General features: G+C 38.8%; 19 protein-coding genes. 1 reads left to right on the top strand and 18 read right to left on the bottom strand.

The window, feature by feature from the left end; translation table 11 throughout:
* Positions 1-19: 19 nt before the first annotated feature.
* From recG to DEX24_RS00740, 5 genes are all read right to left on the bottom strand, one after another.
* The gene (recG, locus tag DEX24_RS00760) at positions 20-2,068 is read right to left on the bottom strand and encodes an ATP-dependent DNA helicase RecG (protein ID WP_109304485.1); all 2,049 of its coding nucleotides are present in this window, start codon (positions 2,066-2,068) and stop codon (positions 20-22) included.
* Positions 2,061-2,957, bottom strand: coding sequence for an L-serine ammonia-lyase, iron-sulfur-dependent, subunit alpha (gene sdaAA / locus DEX24_RS00755; RefSeq protein WP_109304484.1), 897 nt, complete (start codon positions 2,955-2,957; stop codon positions 2,061-2,063). Before sdaAA ends, recG begins: the two co-directional genes overlap by 8 nt.
* 13 nt (positions 2,958-2,970) lie before the next feature.
* Positions 2,971-3,633, bottom strand: a complete 663-nt coding sequence (gene sdaAB, locus DEX24_RS00750) for an L-serine ammonia-lyase, iron-sulfur-dependent subunit beta (protein WP_109304483.1) — start codon at positions 3,631-3,633, stop codon at positions 2,971-2,973.
* A gap of 260 nt (positions 3,634-3,893) precedes the next feature.
* Entirely contained in the window at positions 3,894-5,531 is a 1,638-nt protein-coding gene (locus DEX24_RS00745) for a DAK2 domain-containing protein (protein WP_109304482.1), read from the bottom strand.
* A gap of 18 nt (positions 5,532-5,549) precedes the next feature.
* Positions 5,550-5,912 (bottom strand): Asp23/Gls24 family envelope stress response protein, encoded by a 363-nt coding sequence (locus tag DEX24_RS00740; RefSeq protein ID WP_109304481.1) that lies wholly within the window; start codon positions 5,910-5,912, stop codon positions 5,550-5,552.
* Positions 5,913-6,266: 354 nt separating this feature from the next.
* Here DEX24_RS00740 and rpmB point away from each other — a divergent pair, with 354 nt between their 5' ends.
* A complete protein-coding gene (rpmB, locus tag DEX24_RS00735; protein WP_109304480.1) occupies positions 6,267-6,455 on the top strand; it encodes a 50S ribosomal protein L28 in 189 nt (62 codons plus the stop codon).
* Between the two features lie 211 nt (positions 6,456-6,666).
* Here the strand turns inward: rpmB and DEX24_RS00730 are convergent, their stop codons facing one another.
* From DEX24_RS00730 to gmk, 13 genes are all read right to left on the bottom strand, one after another.
* On the bottom strand, positions 6,667-7,320 hold the full coding sequence (locus DEX24_RS00730; RefSeq protein WP_109304479.1) for a thiamine diphosphokinase: 654 nt from the start codon (positions 7,318-7,320) through the stop codon (positions 6,667-6,669).
* Positions 7,317-7,982: a ribulose-phosphate 3-epimerase gene (gene rpe, locus DEX24_RS00725; protein ID WP_109304478.1), complete on the bottom strand. Its 666-nt coding sequence runs from the start codon at positions 7,980-7,982 to the stop codon at positions 7,317-7,319. The genes DEX24_RS00730 and rpe overlap by 4 nt, the downstream gene beginning before the upstream one ends.
* Positions 7,983-7,984: 2 nt before the next feature.
* Complete coding sequence (rsgA, locus tag DEX24_RS00720; protein WP_109304477.1) at positions 7,985-8,866, bottom strand: ribosome small subunit-dependent GTPase A; 882 nt, start codon at positions 8,864-8,866, stop codon at positions 7,985-7,987.
* An 18-nt stretch (positions 8,867-8,884) separates the two neighbouring features.
* Positions 8,885-10,849, bottom strand: a complete 1,965-nt coding sequence (pknB, locus tag DEX24_RS00715) for a Stk1 family PASTA domain-containing Ser/Thr kinase (RefSeq protein ID WP_307725556.1) — start codon at positions 10,847-10,849, stop codon at positions 8,885-8,887.
* Positions 10,833-11,597, bottom strand: a complete 765-nt coding sequence (locus tag DEX24_RS00710; protein WP_109304475.1) for a Stp1/IreP family PP2C-type Ser/Thr phosphatase — start codon at positions 11,595-11,597, stop codon at positions 10,833-10,835. The genes pknB and DEX24_RS00710 overlap by 17 nt, the downstream gene beginning before the upstream one ends.
* Positions 11,598-11,612: 15 nt before the next feature.
* Positions 11,613-12,722, bottom strand: a complete 1,110-nt coding sequence (gene rlmN / locus DEX24_RS00705) for a dual-specificity RNA methyltransferase RlmN (RefSeq protein WP_373863538.1) — start codon at positions 12,720-12,722, stop codon at positions 11,613-11,615.
* Positions 12,723-12,795: 73 nt separating this feature from the next.
* Positions 12,796-14,181 carry a 16S rRNA (cytosine(967)-C(5))-methyltransferase RsmB gene (gene rsmB, locus DEX24_RS00700; RefSeq protein WP_109304474.1) on the bottom strand — a complete coding sequence of 462 codons (1,386 nt, stop codon included), beginning with the start codon at positions 14,179-14,181 and terminating at the stop codon, positions 12,796-12,798.
* Positions 14,178-15,119, bottom strand: coding sequence for a methionyl-tRNA formyltransferase (fmt, locus tag DEX24_RS00695; protein WP_109304473.1), 942 nt, complete (start codon positions 15,117-15,119; stop codon positions 14,178-14,180). The genes rsmB and fmt overlap by 4 nt, the downstream gene beginning before the upstream one ends.
* 1 nt (position 15,120) lies before the next feature.
* Complete coding sequence (gene def, locus DEX24_RS00690) at positions 15,121-15,621, bottom strand: peptide deformylase (protein WP_109304472.1); 501 nt, start codon at positions 15,619-15,621, stop codon at positions 15,121-15,123.
* A 21-nt stretch (positions 15,622-15,642) separates the two neighbouring features.
* On the bottom strand, positions 15,643-18,051 hold the full coding sequence (gene priA, locus DEX24_RS00685) for a primosomal protein N' (protein WP_109304471.1): 2,409 nt from the start codon (positions 18,049-18,051) through the stop codon (positions 15,643-15,645).
* Positions 18,048-19,253: a bifunctional phosphopantothenoylcysteine decarboxylase/phosphopantothenate--cysteine ligase CoaBC gene (gene coaBC / locus DEX24_RS00680; protein ID WP_109304470.1), complete on the bottom strand. Its 1,206-nt coding sequence runs from the start codon at positions 19,251-19,253 to the stop codon at positions 18,048-18,050. The genes priA and coaBC overlap by 4 nt, the downstream gene beginning before the upstream one ends.
* Before the next feature lie 111 nt (positions 19,254-19,364).
* Positions 19,365-19,589, bottom strand: coding sequence for a DNA-directed RNA polymerase subunit omega (gene rpoZ / locus DEX24_RS00675; protein WP_109304469.1), 225 nt, complete (start codon positions 19,587-19,589; stop codon positions 19,365-19,367).
* A gap of 7 nt (positions 19,590-19,596) precedes the next feature.
* Positions 19,597-20,214 (bottom strand): guanylate kinase, encoded by a 618-nt coding sequence (gene gmk / locus DEX24_RS00670; RefSeq protein WP_109304468.1) that lies wholly within the window; start codon positions 20,212-20,214, stop codon positions 19,597-19,599.
* Positions 20,215-20,233 lie beyond the last annotated feature (19 nt).

The raw sequence follows: 20,233 nt of genomic DNA, 5'->3' as shown, positions 1-20,233 counted from the left end.
CGCTTGATATCCCCTGCAATTAATCGATTCTCTCACCGTCTAAAACACCTGATTTTTCAAGTTTTTTGCGCAAACCTGCATAATTTGGATTTTGCCAAAAATCCTCGGAATCTACCATTTTCACTGCATCTTGTCTCGCTGTTTCTAAGGCACGATAGTCATGTATTAAGTCTGCTACTTTAAATTCTGGCATACCACTTTGCTTACGACCAAAGAAATCTCCCGGACCTCTTAACTCTAAATCTTTTTCAGCTAATCGGAAACCATCTGTCATTTCCACCATCGAAATCATACGTTCCTTGCCCTCGTCACTTTTTGGATCTGCAAGTAATATACAATATGATTGATGCTCACCCCGCCCAACACGTCCTCTTAACTGGTGAAGTTGAGCTAAACCAAAACGTTCAGCATCATAAATCATCATGAATGTTGCATTTGGGACATTGACACCGACTTCTACAACAGTCGTCGACACGAGCACTTGTAAATTACCCTCACTAAATTCGCGCATAACAGCATCCTTATCACTTGATGATAGTCGGCCATGCATCAAACCAATATTGAATTTACCGTGAAATAACGTCGTTAGTTGTTCGTACACTTCGACAGCATTTTGCACGTCAAGCTTGTCAGATTCTTCTATGAGCGGGCAAATTACATATGCTTGCCTACCTGCAGCAATCTCCGTGGTCATTTTCGTAATAATTTGATTGAACTGCTCCTGTTTTACCCAGTGCGTTTCAATCTCTTTACGACCGGCAGGAAGCTCATCGATAATGGAAACATCCATCTCACCAAAAACAGTGATTGACAATGTTCTTGGAATCGGTGTTGCCGTCATAAATAATACATCAGGATTCTCACCCTTCTCTTTTAAAACGCGACGCTGTTCTACACCGAAGCGATGTTGCTCATCCGTAATCACTAATCCAAGCTTATGAAAGCGAACATCTGGTTGAATGAGTGCATGTGTTCCCATAACGATATCGATATCACCATTTGCCAAACGTTCTAAAATTTCACGACGTGCCTTCGTTTTCGTCGAACCTGTTAATAAAGCCAATGACAGGCCAAAAGGTTCTAGCCATTCACTTAAGCTATCGGCATGTTGCTCTGCTAAAATCTCCGTTGGTGCCATAAGAGCACCTTGAAAACCGGCTGTCACAGCAGCATAAAGCATTGCTGCTGCAACGACTGTCTTACCAGACCCGACATCGCCTTGCAAGAGACGATTCATGCTATGAGGTTGTAATAAATCACGACAAATTTCATTGACTACTTTTTTCTGAGCACCTGTTAATTCGTATGGAAGCGATTCAAAAAATGCCTTGAGCTTTGATACATCATAATGAATAACCATGCCATGTTCTTGCTCTTTACGCAGTTTACGTAATGCTTGGATTTTCAATTGAAAATCCAGTAACTCCTCGTAAACAAAACGTCTGCGCGCCTGTTTTGCAGTTTCAGCATCCTTTGGGAAATGCACACCTTCCAACGCTTCAACAATCGGCAATAACTTGTAGTTAACGAGCAGTTCCTGTGGTAATTGTTCTTCGATGTCCTGTCCATATAAATCAAGTGCTTGGCGCATAAAATGGCGGAACTTTGTTTGAGGAAGCTTCCCTTTTACACTATAAACAGGTTCAAAATCGGCTCGTTCGTCTTTAGGTCCACAAGAAATATGTGTCCCGTTAATCAACTGACGACCTCGATCCCATTTCCCTGTTACCGCGACAATTGTACCAGGTTCAAGCTTTGTTTTTAAATAGTTTTGATTAAAAAAAACAACCTTCACTAAATGTTGACCAGCGAGCATCTGCACTTGAAGACGTGATTTACGATTACCTAAAAACATGACTGTAGGAATACTCTCAATACGTCCTTCTACCGTTACCCGCTCATTATGTGGTGTTTCTGCTAAATTTTTCAAACGATAATCTTCATGACGGTATGGAAACGTCCATATTAAATCTTCAATCGTGTGAATATGCATATTTTCTAAATTTTCGGCAGCTGCCTTCCCCACGCCACTGAGTTCGGTTACTGGACGAGCTAATTCACTAGCCATTTGCCGGCGCCGCACTACCAAAAATTTTCTTCTCTAACCAACGACCAGTTGGAGTTGCCGCAAGTCCACCTTGCGCTGTCTCTCTTAACGCTACAGGCATCGTTTTACCGATTCGATACATCGCATCAATTACTTCATCTGTTGGAATACGACTTTCAATACCTGCCAAAGCCATATCTGCTGATACCATAGCATTCGCTGCGCCCATTGCATTTCGTTTTACACAAGGAACTTCCACTAAACCAGCTACTGGATCACAAACAAGACCTAACATATTTTTTAAGGAGATTGAAAAGGCATGGGCACTTTGTTGTGGCGAACCACCTGCCATCTCAGTGATTGCAGCTGCCGCCATAGCTGCTGCTGAACCAACCTCTGCTTGACACCCACCTGCTGCACCCGAAATCATTGCATTATTCGCTACGACTTGACCGAAGGCACCCGCAGTAAACAAAAAGCGTACCATTTCTTCTTTCGTTGGATGTAACTTATTTTTAACAGCAAATAATGTACCTGGTACAACACCAGCAGAACCTGCAGTTGGCGTAGCACAAATTGTCCCCATTGCTGCATTTACTTCATTTGTAGCTACTGCTTTCGCTACTGCATCTAAGATAAAATCACCAGATAACCCTTTACCAGAAGCGATGTAATTTTGCATTAATACGGCATCTCCACCTGTTAAGCCAGTAACGGACTGGACACCATTTAAACCGCGTTCAACCGCTGCTTCCATCACTTCTAAATTACGGAACATTTGATTCATGATTTCTTCACGGTTACGCTCTGTAATAATCATTTCTTGTTCAATCATAATTTCAGAAATTAATTTATTTTCTGCTTCCGCTCTTTCAACAAGTTCTCGGACATTACGAAATAAAATTTCCATCAATCAAAACCCCCTAATTTTTTATTCTTGTTACCTTCGTTATATTAGGAAGCAATTCAATTTCTTCCAGTATTTCTGTCGAGATATTTTGGTCGACTTCAATGACCATTAAAGCCATATTACCGCGTTCTTTACGCGACACTTCCATATGCCCAATATTAATCGAATGATGCGCTAAAGAAACAGCAACATTCGCTACCACGCCCGCACGATCATCATGAACGACTAAAATAGCAGACATGCCACCTGACATCCTTAGAGGGAAATCATTAAGCTCTGTAATCTCAATAGAGCCACCCCCAATTGAGATGCCTACCATGCTCATCTCACTATCACCATCCCCAATTACAATGCGTGCTGTATTAGGATGATCAACACTACCTGTCTCCGTAATGAATTCAAATGTCAATCCTAAGCGAGCTGCTTCATCAAAGGAAGTTTTAATACGTTCGTCGAATGTATCATAATCTAGTAAACCGCCAATGATTGCAACGTCCGTACCATGACCTTTATACGTTTCGGCGAAGGAACCATACAGGTGGATTTTAGCCCAGGTTGGTTGCTTACCAAACAAATCTCGCGCTACACGACCAATTCTTGCTGCTCCAGCTGTATGGGATGATGAAGGTCCAATCATAACTGGACCAATAATATCAAAAACCGATGTAAATTTCATATATTCTCCTCCTTATCACACATTATCTTTACCAATATTACACGATTCAATGCAATAACCCAAACAATTTAGTCAAATTTATTATAGCCTATGAATCAAGCCTTTAAATATGATTTATTCGTTCTATTTATAGCTAATAAATCAATAATTCTCGTTCTATTATCAGCGGATTCTTTATTTATTATAGAAGAATAAGATACTTGTATAATGAATAAAAAAAAGCAGACGAATTGCTTCGTCTGCTTAACCAATCATCATGCTTATTCTACTGACAAGATGAAGGGATACAAAGGTTGTTTACCATTGTGTACTTCTACTTCAGCATCACCATAGTGCGCTTCAATATAGGCTACTAAATCGTCTACTTGTTGTTTCGTTGCATCTTCACCATATAAAATGGTAATAATTTCTGCATCCTCATCCACAATTTGATCGACTAAATACTCTGCCGCTTCTTTTAAAGACGGACTAGCTTTCACAATTTTACCTTCTGCCATCGACATAAAGTCATCTTTATGAATCTCGATTCCATCAATAGATGTGTCGCGAACTGCAAAAGTAATTTGACCCGTTTTAACGCCATCAATTGCCGCTGTCATAGCCGCTGCATTTTTCTCAACAGATGCTTCAGTATTAAAGGCTAATAGTGCTGCAAAACCTTGAGGAATCGTTTTAGTCGGTACTACCGCTGCTTCGATTTCTAAAATTTCTGCCGCTTGCTGAGCTGCCATAATAATGTTTTTATTATTCGGTAAAATTAATACGCGTTCAGCACCTACTTCCTTAACAGCTTTTACGATATCTTCAGTTGAAGGATTCATCGTTTGACCACCTTCGATTACATAAGCTGCGCCTACGCTTTCAAGAAGTTCTTTAATGCCTTTGCCCATCGCTACAGTAACGATTGCATATGGAACTTTTTTAACCTTAGGTTTTTCTTCTGTACCGACAATTGCTGTATGTTGCTGACGCATATTATCTACTTTAATTTTCACAAGTTCACCATATTGATGACCGTATGCAATTACTTCACCTGGTGTTTCAGAGTGAACATGAATTTTAACAACTTCATCATCTGAAATAACTAGTAATGAATCACCGAAATGACTCATATCTTCACGGAACTCTGCTTCTACGAATGGTTTTTTATCATCTTCAAAACGAACCATAAATTCAGTACAGTAACCAAATTCAATATCAGATGTATCCATAAAATCTTGTGCACTATGGTGTTCAGCACTGACTAAATCATCCATAGATTTAATTTCTGTTTTTTCAGGTAGCGCTTCGCCTTTTAAGCTCGCTAAGAAACCTTCATAAACATAAACAAGACCTTGACCACCACTATCTACTACGCCTACTTCTTTAAGAACAGGTAAAAGCTCTGGTGTTCTTTCTAAAGATGCTTGTGCAGCTTTTAGAGTTTCCTCCATTACTTCAATAACATTATCGTTATTTTTAGCAGCGATAACAGCTTGTTCAGCTGCTTCACGTGCCACTGTTAAAATTGTACCTTCTACTGGTTTCATTACCGCTTTATACGCTGTTTCCACACCGTATTGGAAGGCTTGAGCAAGTTTAACACTATCTACTGTATCTTCTTTTTCAATCGCTTTACCGAAACCACGGAATAATTGCGATAAGATAACGCCTGAGTTACCACGCGCACCCATTAATAGACCTTTAGATAACGCCTGTGATGTTTTACCGATACTAGCTTCTGCTTTAGCGGCAGTTTCTTTTGCACCAGATGTCATTGATAAGTTCATATTTGTTCCTGTATCACCATCTGGTACAGGGAAAACATTTAAAGCATCTACATAATCTGCATTTTGAGATAAATGATGGGATCCCATCTGTACCATTTCCGCAAATTTTAATCCGTCTAATGACTTCATTTGAATAAGTTCCTCCTCTTACACGTTCGCTACACGAACACCTTGTACATAGATATTAACTGATTTTACAGCCATACCTACAGATTTATCGAGTGTATATTTAACCTTAGATTGAACCTGATAGGCTACCTCGGAAATTTTTGTACCATAACTAACTATTACATACATATCAACATGAAGTTCTTCACCAATTTGACGTACAACTACGCCTTTACCAAAGTTCTCTTTACGTAGAATATCAGTAAGCCCATCACGGATTTGGTGTTTACTAGCCATACCAACTATCCCGTAACATTCGATTGCTGCTCCACCCGTAATTTGAGAAACGACATCATTTGAAATATCTATGCTTCCGAATTCGTTTTTAAGTTCTACTGACATAATTTAGCCCCCTGACTTAAAGTTAACTATTCTATATTGTACTATTTTTTTAAAACAAAGAACAACTTTATACATACAGAAATTATTATACATCAGGAAAGCATATATATTAAGTATAATTCAGCAATTTATCTCTAAAATTCCTCAAATACACCTATTTAAAATCCTTTTAAATACAATTTATTATTTATCTGTTAATTAATTCCTAACAAAAGATTTAGGTGTAAAGGTTTTTTTCTTGAAAGGCAAAGAAAATGAGTTGCAATGAACTATAACGTATGTTAAATTATTAAAGTATGTGAAATATCGAAGTGAAAACTGAACTTTCAACTTCTTATATAGGAGGAAAACAATATGCCAAAACAATGTGTAATTACTGGCCGCAAAGCTCGTGCTGGTAACAATCGTTCTCACGCAATGAACTCTAGTAAACGTACTTGGGGCGCAAACCTACAAAAAGTCCGTATTCTAGTTGATGGTAAACCTAAAAAAGTATGGGTATCTGCTCGTGCTTTAAAATCAGGTAAAGTTGAACGCGTTTAATACGAATTTAACAGCTTGATGTGAACAATTAGCCCACTGGTTAATTGTTCACTAAAAAACGACAACGTCATTTTATGACATTGTCGTTTTTTTGTGCATTCTTTTAATTTTGTAGCACAATAATGGTCGGTCTATGTGAACTGAATGATTCTGTATATCGGGATCCTTTACCAGTACTCTAGAAGGATTCCTTTCTAAGCAAAGAAGATAATTAATCTCTGCTGCGGATCATAAGAATCGCATTGTCGGTAAATTGTAGCGTCGCTTCAGCCTCTACAATCTCATTGCTTGTGAAGCGCCCTGAGCCTATAGGCATCGCTAAATTATTGGTAGTGTATTTCACACCCGTTAGCGTGACGCCAGCAATCGGACCTCCAAATGGATAAAAGGACAAGTATTTATATTTATTTGTATGCCGAATTGTATGCATACCAGCAAAAAGAAATTGCAAGCAGTTTGATGTATTAACAATAATAAGAGGAATAGATGGATTTTGTTGCTGTAAACGGTAGACAGAATGTAGATTTGATTCATAATGATCTAATCTACCTCCTGTAACACCCGTAATATAGATGATCTCTGGTTCATAGGTTAATGCTTTTATGATGGCTAGTTCGGTGTCTGTTTCATTTTTTTCAGCTTGAAAACCATCTACTTCAGCAACCTGTTCTTTAACTAACTGCCATTCTTCTAAAGTAAGCGAATCAAAGTCTCCTACCGCCGCATTCGGTATAATACCCGCTTCTAACAAATAAATTGAACCATGGTCGGCACCTATATAAACTGTTTCGTTATGTGGAAAAAGGAAATCATCTAGGACGATTTCCTTTTTTGGTCCTCCAGCAACTACAATTGCTGTTCTCATCTTATTGCCTTTTCTCCCGCTTCTAAGATAGCTTGTAAAGCTGCTGTGCGGTCTTCTTTACCATAGATTGCAGAACCAGCTACAAAAATCGTCGCACCAGCCTCTGCACACGGAACGATTGTTTCTGCCGTAATCCCACCATCAATTTCAATATCGATATCTAAGCCTCGCTCTTGAATAATATAGGATAACTCAGCAATTTTCGGCACTACTGATTCAATGAATTTTTGACCACCGAAACCTGGATTTACAGTCATCAATAAAACTAAATCAATGTCACCTAGCACATGTTTAATCGAATCAACTGAAGTATGTGGATTTAACACCACGCCCGGTTTCACACCAAATGAACGAATCAATTGAAGTGTACGGTGTAAATGACGGCAAGCTTCTACATGCACGGTAATGTAATCAGCTCCTGCTTTTGCAAATTCTTCGATATAATCATCCGGATTTTCAATCATTAAATGCACATCTAACGGAAGTGTCGTATATGGTTTAATTGAAGCCATTACCGCTGCACCAAATGAGATATTCGGTACAAAATGACCGTCCATAACGTCGATGTGAATAAGATGAGCTCCTGCTGCTTCCACTTCTTTTACTTCTTCGCCTAACTTTGCAAAATCTGCGGCTAATATAGATGGGGCAATTTTAATCATATTTAGTACCTCGGCTTTCTATCTGTTATTTCTTGTAGGAATTGTAAATAATGATCGTAGCGATACTGCTCGATACTACCTGACTCCACAAGTTTTTTCACTTCGCATTTTGGTTCTTTTAAATGAAGACATTCTCTAAATTTGCAGCTTTCAGAAGCTTTTTGAAGTTCTGGAAAACAAGCTGTTAACTGTTCTTTTTCAATTGTTTCAAAATCAAATGAACTGAAACCTGGAGTATCCGCCACAAGTCCTCCTGCTACTTCGATTAACTCAACATGGCGCGTTGTGTGCTTCCCACGATTTAACGCCGAGGAAATGATGCCTGTTTTTAAGTTAAGCTCTGGCATTAATGTATTCAAGAGTGTAGATTTTCCCACACCTGATTGTCCAGCTAGCACAGTTGTTTTATGTTCCAATAACGGAGTAATTTTGTCGAGAAGTTGTGCATCATCGATAAATGTTTCGATAATAGTATACCCGATTTTTTCATATTGTTCCTTATATTTGGCAATAAGCGGCTTTTCATCTTCTGGTAGGAGATCCAATTTTGTGAGACAAATAATAGGTTCTACATCAAACGATTCTAACGCTACTAAAAAGCGATCGAGTAAGACAGTATTGAAATTAGGCTCTTTCACCGAAAATACTAAAATAGCTTGATCGACATTGGAAATAGGTGGGCGTACAAGTTCATTCATACGCGGAAAAATTTCCGTAACAGTACCATCATTATTTCCCTCTACAACATACTCGACAAAATCACCTACAAGCGGTGTGATTCCCCTCTTACGAAAGACACCTCTTCCTCTTGTTTGATATACTTTACCGTCGTCATAAACATAGTAGTAACCTGCTAACGCTTTTCTAATTTGGCCCTTAGCCATATATTTCCTCCTTTGATTTTATAGATCATCATATGAAATTGTTTCATCATAAAGCACTTCGCCATCACGTTCTACACGGTAGGAAGCTTCCTTGCCCTGTTCTATTTCTAGTGTGATATTTTTCTTAATATCGTCGTAAATTCTAAACTCTTGATGGACGTCTTTTATCGAATGTGTAGCATCTTGAATATAGATTTTTATTTTTTGATAATTTGCTTCTTCACCATCGTCATCTTCTTCAGGCTCAAATTGAATCTCTACTGTTTTAACAAATCGTTTTGCTGGTTTTTTCTCCATACCCTTTGATAACGTGACATTGATTGTAGACCCTACTTTTAATGATGTTCCTGCTTCAATGGACTGTGCCATAACTTGCCCTTTGGCAACATCATCTGAAAATGCCTCATCGGTAATTTTTATATTAAAACCGGATGAATTAGCGTATGTTTTCAAGGCATTTTCATCAAATCCTATTAAATTTGATAAAATATTTTCTGCGACGCCCTTGCTAATTGTCAATGTAATTGTCGTTTCGCTCGGGACATTTGAAGAGCCCTCCATCGGTGATTGCTTAATAACTGAATCGATTTCTTTAGAAGAAAAAGATTTTTTCACAACTATATTTTTATACCCTTGTTTTTCAAGGATAGACTTCACTTGATCAATATTCTTGCCTATATAATCAGACATCGTTTTTTTGGCTTTACCTTCGCTAATGACAAGGTCAACTTCCGTTCCTTTTTGACGCTCTGTGCCAGCTGCAGGACGTGTATTTATCACTTTTCCCTCATTGATAGCAGAAGAATTTTGGGTCGTCTGCTTACCGATTGCAAAACCTGCGCCCTGCAACTTATCAATCGCATGATCTAACGAGCTGTCTGTAACATCCGGGACAGCAATTTTCTTCGCTGAAAAGAACTGGGGCATCGTAAAATATAACACAGCAAAAATAATTAATAATGCACCTATTAACGCGACAAGCCATTTTAATTTACTCTTTTTTTTCCGTGGTTTTTCCGATGTTTTTGGCGGTTGTACAATCGCACTGACCTCTTCGCTTTGTTGATCGTAAATAGGACGTGCTTTAATGATTGGCATTGCTTTCGTTGCATCATGATCCTCAGGCACAACAAATTTCGCTTCATGAGCTCTCTCAAGCGATAGGACTGTTTCCAAATCATCACGCATTTTTTCAACTGTTGGATAGCGATGTCGCGCATCTTTCGACGTTGAAATTAATACGACATTTTCCAATGATTGTGGAATCGTCGGAACGATTGCACGAACAGAGGGTGTTTCTGATTGTAAATGCTTTAAAGCAATCGACACAGCCGATTCCCCTGAAAAAGGTAATTCTCCAGTCAGCAGTTCGTATAATACGATACCAAGTGAATAAATGTCGGATTTCTTTGTCGCAATACCACCTCGCGCTTGTTCTGGTGACAAATAATGGACAGTTCCTAATACCGAATTTGTTTTCGTAAAAGAGGTAGAGGATAAGGCCATTGCAATACCAAAATCAGTAATTTTCACATGACCATCTTCATCAAGTAAAATATTTTGTGGCTTAATATCACGATGTATAATTTGATGTTGATGGGCAATCATAATGGCTGATGTTAGCTGTTCCATTATTTCAACACAGCGTGTTGGTGCCAGTGGCGCATATTCATTTATATATTGTTTAAGGGTCATCCCCTTAACGTATTCCATTACAAGATAATGCATTCCCTCATCTTCGCCGACATCATAGATACTGACTATATTTGGGTGATTAAGGCTCGTCGCTGACAGTGCTTCTCGTTGAAAGCGACGCTTCGCCTCTTCCTCATCATTAAAACTATAATGCAATACTTTTACAGCCACGTCGCGGTTCAAAATCATATCATGTGCTAAGTACACATTGGACATGCCGCCCCCACCGATCACTTCCAACACCTTGTATCTGCCGCTTATTCTCTTACCTTTAAGCAATTTCGTCACCTCCATCTTTAAGAGGCTGTGCAATAATGACGGTAATATTATCTTCGCCGCCATTTTCATTGGCTAATTGCACAAGTGCCTGTCCCTTTTCTTCAATAGATTGCAAAGAGGTAACGATCATATGTATTTGTTGCTGATCCACTTTATTACTTAAGCCATCAGAACAGATTAAAAAATAGGACGCCTCTTCGATTTGTATTTGATAAAAATCAGGTTCAATTGTCGCTTCCGTACCAAGTGATTTAATAATATAATTTTTCTTCGGATGTATTTTTGCCTCATCCTCACTTATTTCGCCGCTATCAACTAGAATATTGACATACGAATGGTCTCTTGTAATCAATTGGATTCCCTGCTCGTCGACAATATAAGCTCGACTATCGCCAACATGGCAAATAGACGCTTGATTTTCTGCAATTATTGCAGCAATCAGCGTCGTACCCATGCCCTGACAATTTTCATTTTTTAGAGAATAATCATAAATAAGCTTGTTTAATTGTGTGACTGTATCGAGTAGCCAAGCTGTGCAATCGCTCATCGTCAAAAAATCGCTATCCGATGCTGCTATAAAACGCGATCGTAGTCCTTCTACTGCTAATGTACTTGCAACATCCCCAGCATTATGACCGCCCATGCCATCAGCAACGATTGCTAAATGGACGGTATTATTGCTTCGGGAAATTACAGTTGCGCGATCTTCATTGACCGATCTTTTCTTACCGATATCACTCTCTACGGTATATCTCACAACCTTCACCTCAATTTAGTGTGCAGTCTCTTCTTCTCTCTCTTGTGCACGAAGTTGCCCACATGCTGCAGCGATATCGGAACCTTGTTCACGACGAATTGTTACATTGATTTTACGGTTTTTCAATGCTTTTTCAAAAGCAAAGATGCTGCTGCGTGATGTACGTACATAATCGCGCTCTGGTACATAATTAATAGGAATTAAGTTAACATGACATTTAATATCTTGGATTAAATCTGCTAATTCATTGGCAACTTGCACCGAATCATTTTGACCTGACATCAGACCGTACTCAAATGTTACACGACGTCCTGATTTTTCAGTGTAGTAACGTACTGCATCCATTAAATCTGGTAATTTATATGCTTTTGCAATCGGCATTAATTTTTGACGTGCCTCTTGGTTTGGCGCATGTAAAGATACTGCGAAGTTAATTTGCATACCTTCATCAGCGAATTTATAAATTTTCGGTACAATCCCCGAAGTTGATACGGTAATATGACGCGCACCAATATTTAAAGATTCTTCATGATTAATAACACGTAAGAATTTCATGAGTGCATCATAGTTATCGAATGGTTCACCGATGCCCATAATTACGACCGATGCAACACGTTCTCCTGTTTCATCTAATTGTTGTTGTACTTTTACTACTTGCTCGATAATTTCACCAGCTAATAGATGACGTTTTAATCCACCTAATGTAGAAGCACAGAAAGTACAGCCGATGCGACAACCAACTTGAGTTGTTACACAAACAGATGCACCGTAGTCATGGCGCATTAAAACTGTTTCAATCGAGTAACCATCTTGCAGTTGGAATAGGAATTTGATTGTACCATCTTTTGATTCTTGTTTAATCAATGTTGATAAAGTACTTAATTCGAAGGCTGCCGCTAATTTATCACGTAGACCTTTTGATAAGTTGGACATATCTTCAAATTGAGTTACACGTTTCACATATAACCAATCAAAAATTTGTTTTGCACGGAAACCTTTTTCACCATTATCTTTTAACCATTGCTCTAAATCCTCTGGTAATAATGAATAAATTGACTCGCGTAATACTGGTTTTTCTTTCTTGACACGTTTTACTTCAGTTACTGGGTTTAAATTTTCTTCCACGATTGGATCTCCTAACCATTTGTGGCTTACGAACCGATTCAGCTCAGCCAAATCCGTTTTTCAGCGCTTAATTTTATTGAGCTTTTTTTACAAAAGCAGCTACAAAAAAGCCGTCGCTACTAAAATCTTGTGGGAATACTTGCATCGTACCTGTCGTTCTTAACGCCACGAGCGCTTCAGGTGCTTGTGGTGCAGGTGCTAACTCCATATCCGGATGCTTTTCTAAAAATAATGATACTGTATCACTGTTTTCCATTTTATCAATTGTACATGTGCTGTAAACCATTTTGCCTCCGATTTTCAATAAATCATGTGCGGCATCTAGTAAAGCTAATTGAATCGTATGCAATGATGCAAAATCAGATTCTTTTTTTGTATATTTAATATCCGGTTTACGTCGAATAACACCCAGACCACTACATGGTGCATCGACTAAAATACGATCGAATGATTGCGCATCAAACTGATCGTTTGCTTTACGACCATCCAATACTTCTGCAGCAATAATCGAAAGACCAAGACGTTCACTATTTTCTTCAATGAGCTTAATTTTATGTTTATGAAGATCTGTCGCGATTAACTCACCTTCATTATTCATTTTTTCAGCGATATGCGTCGTTTTACCACCGGGTGCAGCGCACATATCCAATACTCTCATACCTGGTTGAACATCCAAAGCATTGGCAGGTAACATCGAGCTTTCATCTTGAATCGTAATAAGTCCATCTTTAAATGCTTGTGAACGTACAACCTGCCCTTCAATAATATGAAGACACTCAGGTAAATTCTCACTACGTTGCACTGAATAATTTTCATCCCAAAGTGCTTGTAATGCCTCATCTGTTGTTACTTTGGCTGTATTTACACGTACTGTTTGAATAGGTGGTAAATTATTTTCGAACAGCATATCATGTGTTTTTTGATAGCCAAAATCATTCAAATAACGCTGTACTAACCAAAGCGGGTGACTTGTTTCAATTGCTAGCTTTTCAGCAGGATCAGCAATCGTTGATGTATCGCGAATACCATCGCGCAAAATCGAGCGTAAAATACCATTCACGGTCGAGCTGACACCTTTGTGTCTTGCACGATGTTTAGCTATTTCAACTGACTCATTAACAGCTGCATGATCCGGTATTTTTGTTAAAAATGCGATTTGATAAAGTGACAATCTCAACAACCACCTTACCCAATCATCTAGTTTACCACGAACATACGGTTCAAGATAGTAATCTAATGTCATTTTATATTGTAGTGTACCATAAGTCAGCTCTGTCAACAGTCCACGGTCTTTGGCATCAATTTTATTTTTTTCAATTGTTTGGTTTAGCAGTAAGTTACTGTATGCCTGTTGATTGTCGACCGCCAATAAAATCGATAATGCTGCATCGCGAACATTGCCATCCCATACTTGTGTTTTCTTTTTACCTTGTGATTTTTTTTCTACTTTTTTCGTCATTCAAATTGATCCCCAATCTGTAATTTAGAACCTACGCCGTTTAAGTAATTAATTGCTGGCATCGCCTTTTTACCTGCGGGTTGCAATTCAAGTATATCAAGTGCTTCGTTATTGCCAGTAGCTACTGTGAAGAATTTTTTATCTTTAAAAATCACCGTGCCTGGTTTTGCATCACTTGTCTTATCGGAAACACGTGTATCCCAAATCTTCACTGTTTCATCATGCAATATTGTATATGCAACTGGCCAAGAGTTTAAACCGCGAACTTGATTGAAGATTGTACGTGCAGATTGTGTCCAATCGATACGTTCTTGATCACGTGAAATATTGGAAGCAAACGTAACTTGTTGTTCATCTTGAACAATACGGTCGTTCGTCCCATCAATAATTGTTGGTAATGTTTTTTTCAATAAGTCTCGTCCTACAATGCTTAGTTCTTCAAAGAGTTGACCCGTTGTGTGATGATCTTCTATCGCAATCGCTTGCTGTGAAATAATATCACCAGCATCCAATTTGACTGCCATATACATGATTGTTACACCTGTTTCCGCTTCATCATCTAATAATGCTTGGTGAATCGGTGCGCCACCTCGATATTTCGGAAGCATAGACGCATGAACATTAATACAACCCAATCTAGGTGCATCCAATAACTCTTTTGGTAATATTTGACCGAAGGCTGCTGTAATTAAAATATCTGCCTGCAATGCAATAATTTCTTGTAGTTCCTGTGAACCACGTAATTTTTCAGGTTGAATGACCGGTAATCCTAATTCAAGTGCCGCAGCTTTAACTGGTGGTGGTGTTAATACTCGTTTACGACCGACTGGACGATCCGGCTGTGTTACGACGGCTTTAATATCATACCCTTCTTCATGTAACATGTGTAAAATAGGCACGGAAAAAGCAGGTGTTCCCATAAATACGATAGATGTCATATTATTGTTCTTCCTCCTCTGCATACATTTCAGCAATTTCTTCTGCCGATACAATACGACTCATTTTAGAATCAAATAATACGCCATTTAAATGGTCGATTTCATGCTGTAAAACGCGCGCATCATAATCATATGCTTCAATTTCAAATAAATTACCATCACGATCCTGTGCTTCTACGCGCACTCCATTCGAACGTTCGACTTCTCCAAATAAATCTGGAAAGCTCAGGCAGCCTTCAATATCACTTGTTGTGTCGACGGAATATTCGATAATTGTTGGATTAATAATTTCTAATATTTCACGCTCTTCACCAATTTCAACAACCGCTGCACGGATACTTTCATTTACTTGTGGCGCAGCGATACCCACGCCATCAGAAGCCGTCATCGTTTCATACATATCATCTAATAGTGTTGCTAATTTTTCGTCGAAATTCTTCACTTCAGCTGCACTCGTAGTTAATACGGTTGCTGGATTTTTTACGATTTTTAAAACTGTCATTATATCCTCTTTTCTATGCAATTAAATGGTCGATGGATCCAAATCAACGGTCATTAACACGCCTTTTTTAATCCAGTCTGTTCTGTAAAGTTTGATTAATTGTTTCAAAACATCATTTAATTGAGGTTCTCTTTTATATTTTATCAAACATTGATAGCGATATCTATTTTGGATGCGACTAATTGATGACGCAGTTGGTCCAATAATCTGCACTTGTTGCGATAAATTCATTCGGACAAAGTCACTAGCCATCGTAGCATACTCCGCACATTTCATAACATCTTCGTGGGTTACTTGAATGACAACAACAAAATAGTAGGGTGGATAGGAGGAACGACGACGCATTGTCATTTCTCGTTCAAAAAACGGCTCAAAAATTTGATCCTTTGCCATCTCAATCGCATAATGTTCAGGTGTATAGGTTTGAATAACGACCTCACCAGGTAAATCATGACGCCCTGCACGCCCACTAACTTGTGTCAGCAGCTGATATGTTCGTTCTGCCGCCCTAAAATCAGGTAGATTCAACGACGTATCTGCACTCATGACACCAACTAAAGTAATATTAGGAAAATCTAAACCTTTAGCAATCATTTGTGTACCAAGTAATATATCTGCTTTTCCTTCGCCAAAATCGGTGAGTAATCTTTCATGGGCTCCCTTTTGCCTTGTCGTATCAACATCCATTCTAATTACACGTGCTTCTGGGAAAACCTTATAAATTTCACTCTCGATTTTTTGTGTGCCAGTTCCAAAGAAACGTATATGTTCACTTTGACATTGCGGACATTGCTCTGGAACATGTTCTTCGTAACCACAGTAATGACATTTTAGTTTTTCTGTATTGCGATGATAAGTTAATGAAATATCGCAGTTTTTACATTGAACGACTGTTCCACAATCTCGACAGAGGACAAAGGACGAAAACCCTCGTCTATTTAAAAACAATACCATCTGTTCTTTACGCTTTAATCTTTGACGTATTGCCTCTGCCAAAGACCTTGAAAACATCGAACGATTCCCCTCATGAAGCTCATCACGCATATCTACTATTTCAACGCTCGGTAATACTTGATTTTTTGCACGATTATTTAAGGTGAGCAGTTCATATACTCTCTTTTTAGCACGTGCATACGATTCTAATGCTGGCGTTGCACTGCCTAATATGACGGGGCAATTATAATAACGTCCACGCCAAATAGCAACATCCCTCGCATGATAACGTGGCGTATCTTCCTGCTTATACGTCGATTCATGCTCCTCGTCTAATATGAGCAATCCAACATTCGTAAATGGTGCAAAAATAGCAGAACGCGCTCCGACGACTACTTTTACTTCCCCACGTTGGATTTTACGCCATTCATCGTATTTTTCCCCCTGTGATAGACCGCTATGCATAACAGCCACCAATTCGCCAAAACGTGCCCTAAAACGTTCAGTCATCTGAGGTGTTAAAGCAATTTCAGGAACAAGTACAATCGATTCCTTTCCTTTTGCAAGTGCATTGCTAATCGCTTGTAAATAGACTTCTGTTTTGCCACTACCAGTGATTCCATGCAGTAAAAATGTTGTTGCGACGTCATGATTCATCGAATTTTCAATCGCTTGCAATGCCTCTTGTTGTTCATCTGTTAATGCTAATGGCAATGATTTTTGAACATCATGTGAAAATGGATCACGATAAAGCTCCTCTTCAACAAAAGTTGCGACACCTAAATCAACGATTGCTTTTTGTACAGATGCTGAAATACCATGATCATCTATTAATTCTTGTGGTAAAAAGCGTTCACCGATATGTTGCTTCATCCATTCAATCGCTTGTTTTTGTTTACGCGCTCTATTTGATAAGGCATCGAGTTGCTGATTGAGAAATTGCTCGTCACTAGACACCACAAATTTTCTTATAGATTTAATCGCACCTTGTTGTTTCACTACCGTAATAATTTGTAGCTGTTGCGCTTTAACTGCACGTTTTAAATCAAGTAGAACGTCCGCTTGCTCAAACTTACGATAAGGTATGGCTTTCTTATCACCAAAAATAGTGGCAAGTTGTGGTTCCAAGTCTGCACTACTAACTAAAATATGAACCGTTTTTTCATATTTTGCACGTAATGCTGCTGGTAGCATTACTTGTAATGCATCGATTTCATAACAGAGTGTTTTATGCGTCATCCATTTTGCCATTTCGAGCATTTCTGTCGTGAGTACTGGTTCTATATCTACTAATTTTGATACTTCTTTGATTTTATTCACCGGTACATCCGTCTCATCGCTTAACCCAACAATGAAACCAAGGACATCACGATGACCGAATGGCACTTTTACACGACTACCTGCTTCGATTAAGTCATGCATTTGATGTGGCACTCTGTAGTCAAACGGACGATCAACAGGGTATGCTGATACATCTACGATGACTTGTGCAATCATTGCCATTGTCCTTCTTTTTTCAAAATAACTTCAAGCAGGTTTTTCGCTAATTTTTCCTTTGCCATAGATGGGAAACTCTGTTGGAAATTGTCCTTACCAACTAACACAACCGTATTGATATCCGCCCCAAAGCCACGATCTGTTTTTGACACATCATTTGCCACGATATAATCTGCATTTTTCTTCTGTAACTTACCTTGTGCATAATGAATTACATCATTGGTTTCTGCAGCAAAGCCGATTAGTAATTGATGCGTTTTCTTGTCGCCTAAGGCTTTTAAAATATCTGTCGTACGTTCCAGTTCCATCGTAGAATCGCCTTGTTGTTTTTTCATTTTTTGTTGTTGTAAATTTTTAGGACGATAATCTGCCACCGCAGCCGTTTTAATAGCTATATCGAGATCATCATATTTATCCATGATTACTTCATACATTTCTTGTGCACTTTCTACGTCTATGACCGTCATACCAGTAGGTTTTGGTAAATCTACTGGCCCCGATACAAGCGTCACCGTTGCCCCTAAATCTCTTGCTGCAATCGCCATCGCATAGCCCATTTTTCCGGAAGAAAAATTCGTCAAATAACGTACTGGATCAATTCTTTCACGCGTAGGACCAGCAGATACAAGTACTTTTTTCCCTTTTAATGGTAGCGTTTGTGGTTCAAAAAAAGCAGATGCTAATGCAGTAATTTTTTCCGGTTCTTCTAGTCGCCCCTTGCCGACATAACCACATGCCAAAAATCCCTCTGATGGTTCAATAAACTGATAACCATCTACAGCGAGCTGTGCAATGTTGCGCATGACTGCCGGATGATCGTACATATGCACATTCATTGCCGGCGCAATCCATACAGGTGCCGTCGTCGCTAATAATGTTGTCGTAATCATATTATCTGCAATGCCATTTGCCAATTTACCAATAACATTCGCTGTAGCTGGTGCAACGATCACAAGATCTGCCCAATCAGCTAAGTCGATATGCGCAATTACTTGTGATTTTTTCTCATCAAAAGTATTATAAAATACATCATTTTTACTCATTACTTGAAAGCTTAATGGCTGGACAAACTCCATAGCAGAATCCGTCATCATTACCTTTACATGGGCACCTGCTTGGGACAGCTTACTCACAAGAGCAACCGCCTTATAAACAGCAATCCCACCAGTAACACAAAGTAAAATATTTTTATTTGCTAACATACTTCCTCTTCCTCCTCAATAAAAGCAGCTTGTTTCGTATGACTTAGTCATTTATATATACAATAAGCTCCCAAAGAAAAAATTCTTTGGGAGCTCCGTCGATTCCGAAAATTAAACTTCGTCTTCGTAAATAGCTGATTCGTCTTGTTTTTCTTGAATTAAAACGCCTGCAGCTACTTCTTCAAGAGCTTTCCCAACGTTTTTATGAGAAACGTAAGAAGAAAGGCGCTCTGAGCTACCTTCTTGCATAGCACGTGCACGTTTAGATGCAAGGCTCACTAAAGAATATTTTGAATCGATTTTCACTTTTAATGCATCAACTGATGGATATAACATAGTTAGATTATTCTCCCTTCAACATAGCTAGATATTGTTTTTCAACTCTTTCGCGGCGACAATGCTCCGCTACAACGATTGAATTTATACGATCACAGGCAAGCTGCACTTCATCATTTTCAACGACATAATCATATAAATTCATCATCTCAAGTTCCTTGTTAGCAGCTTCGATACGAGTGGCAATTACATCCTCTGTCTCTGTGCCGCGGCCGACTAAACGACTTTGTAGCTCCGAAAGACTTGGTGGTGCAAGGAATATGAAAAGACCGTCTGGAGCTTTTTCACGAATTTGTGAAGCACCCTGCACTTCAATTTCCAAGAAAACGTCACGACCAGCATCAAGTGTTTCATTGACGTAATCGATTGGTGTACCATAATAATTCCCAACATATTGAGCATATTCTAGTAACTTTTCTTGCTCAATCAATTGTTCAAATGCTTCTTTTTCTTTAAAGAAATAGTCGACTCCATCCACTTCACCTTCGCGTGCTTTACGCGTCGTCATGGAGATGGAATATTCATAATTCGTATCTGGTTGTGAAAATAGTTCCTTCCTTACAGTGCCTTTACCGACACCTGAAGGTCCTGATAAAACAATCAGTAATCCACGTTCTTTTCTCATTTTGTCTCCCTCATCGTTA

This window comes from Kurthia sibirica (genome assembly GCF_003143975.1).
In the GTDB taxonomy this organism is placed as follows: Bacteria; Bacillota; Bacilli; order Bacillales_A; family Planococcaceae; genus Kurthia; species Kurthia sibirica.
The sequence above is the reverse complement of the archived record's forward strand: the minus strand, read 5'-3'. Positions and strand labels throughout refer to the sequence as shown.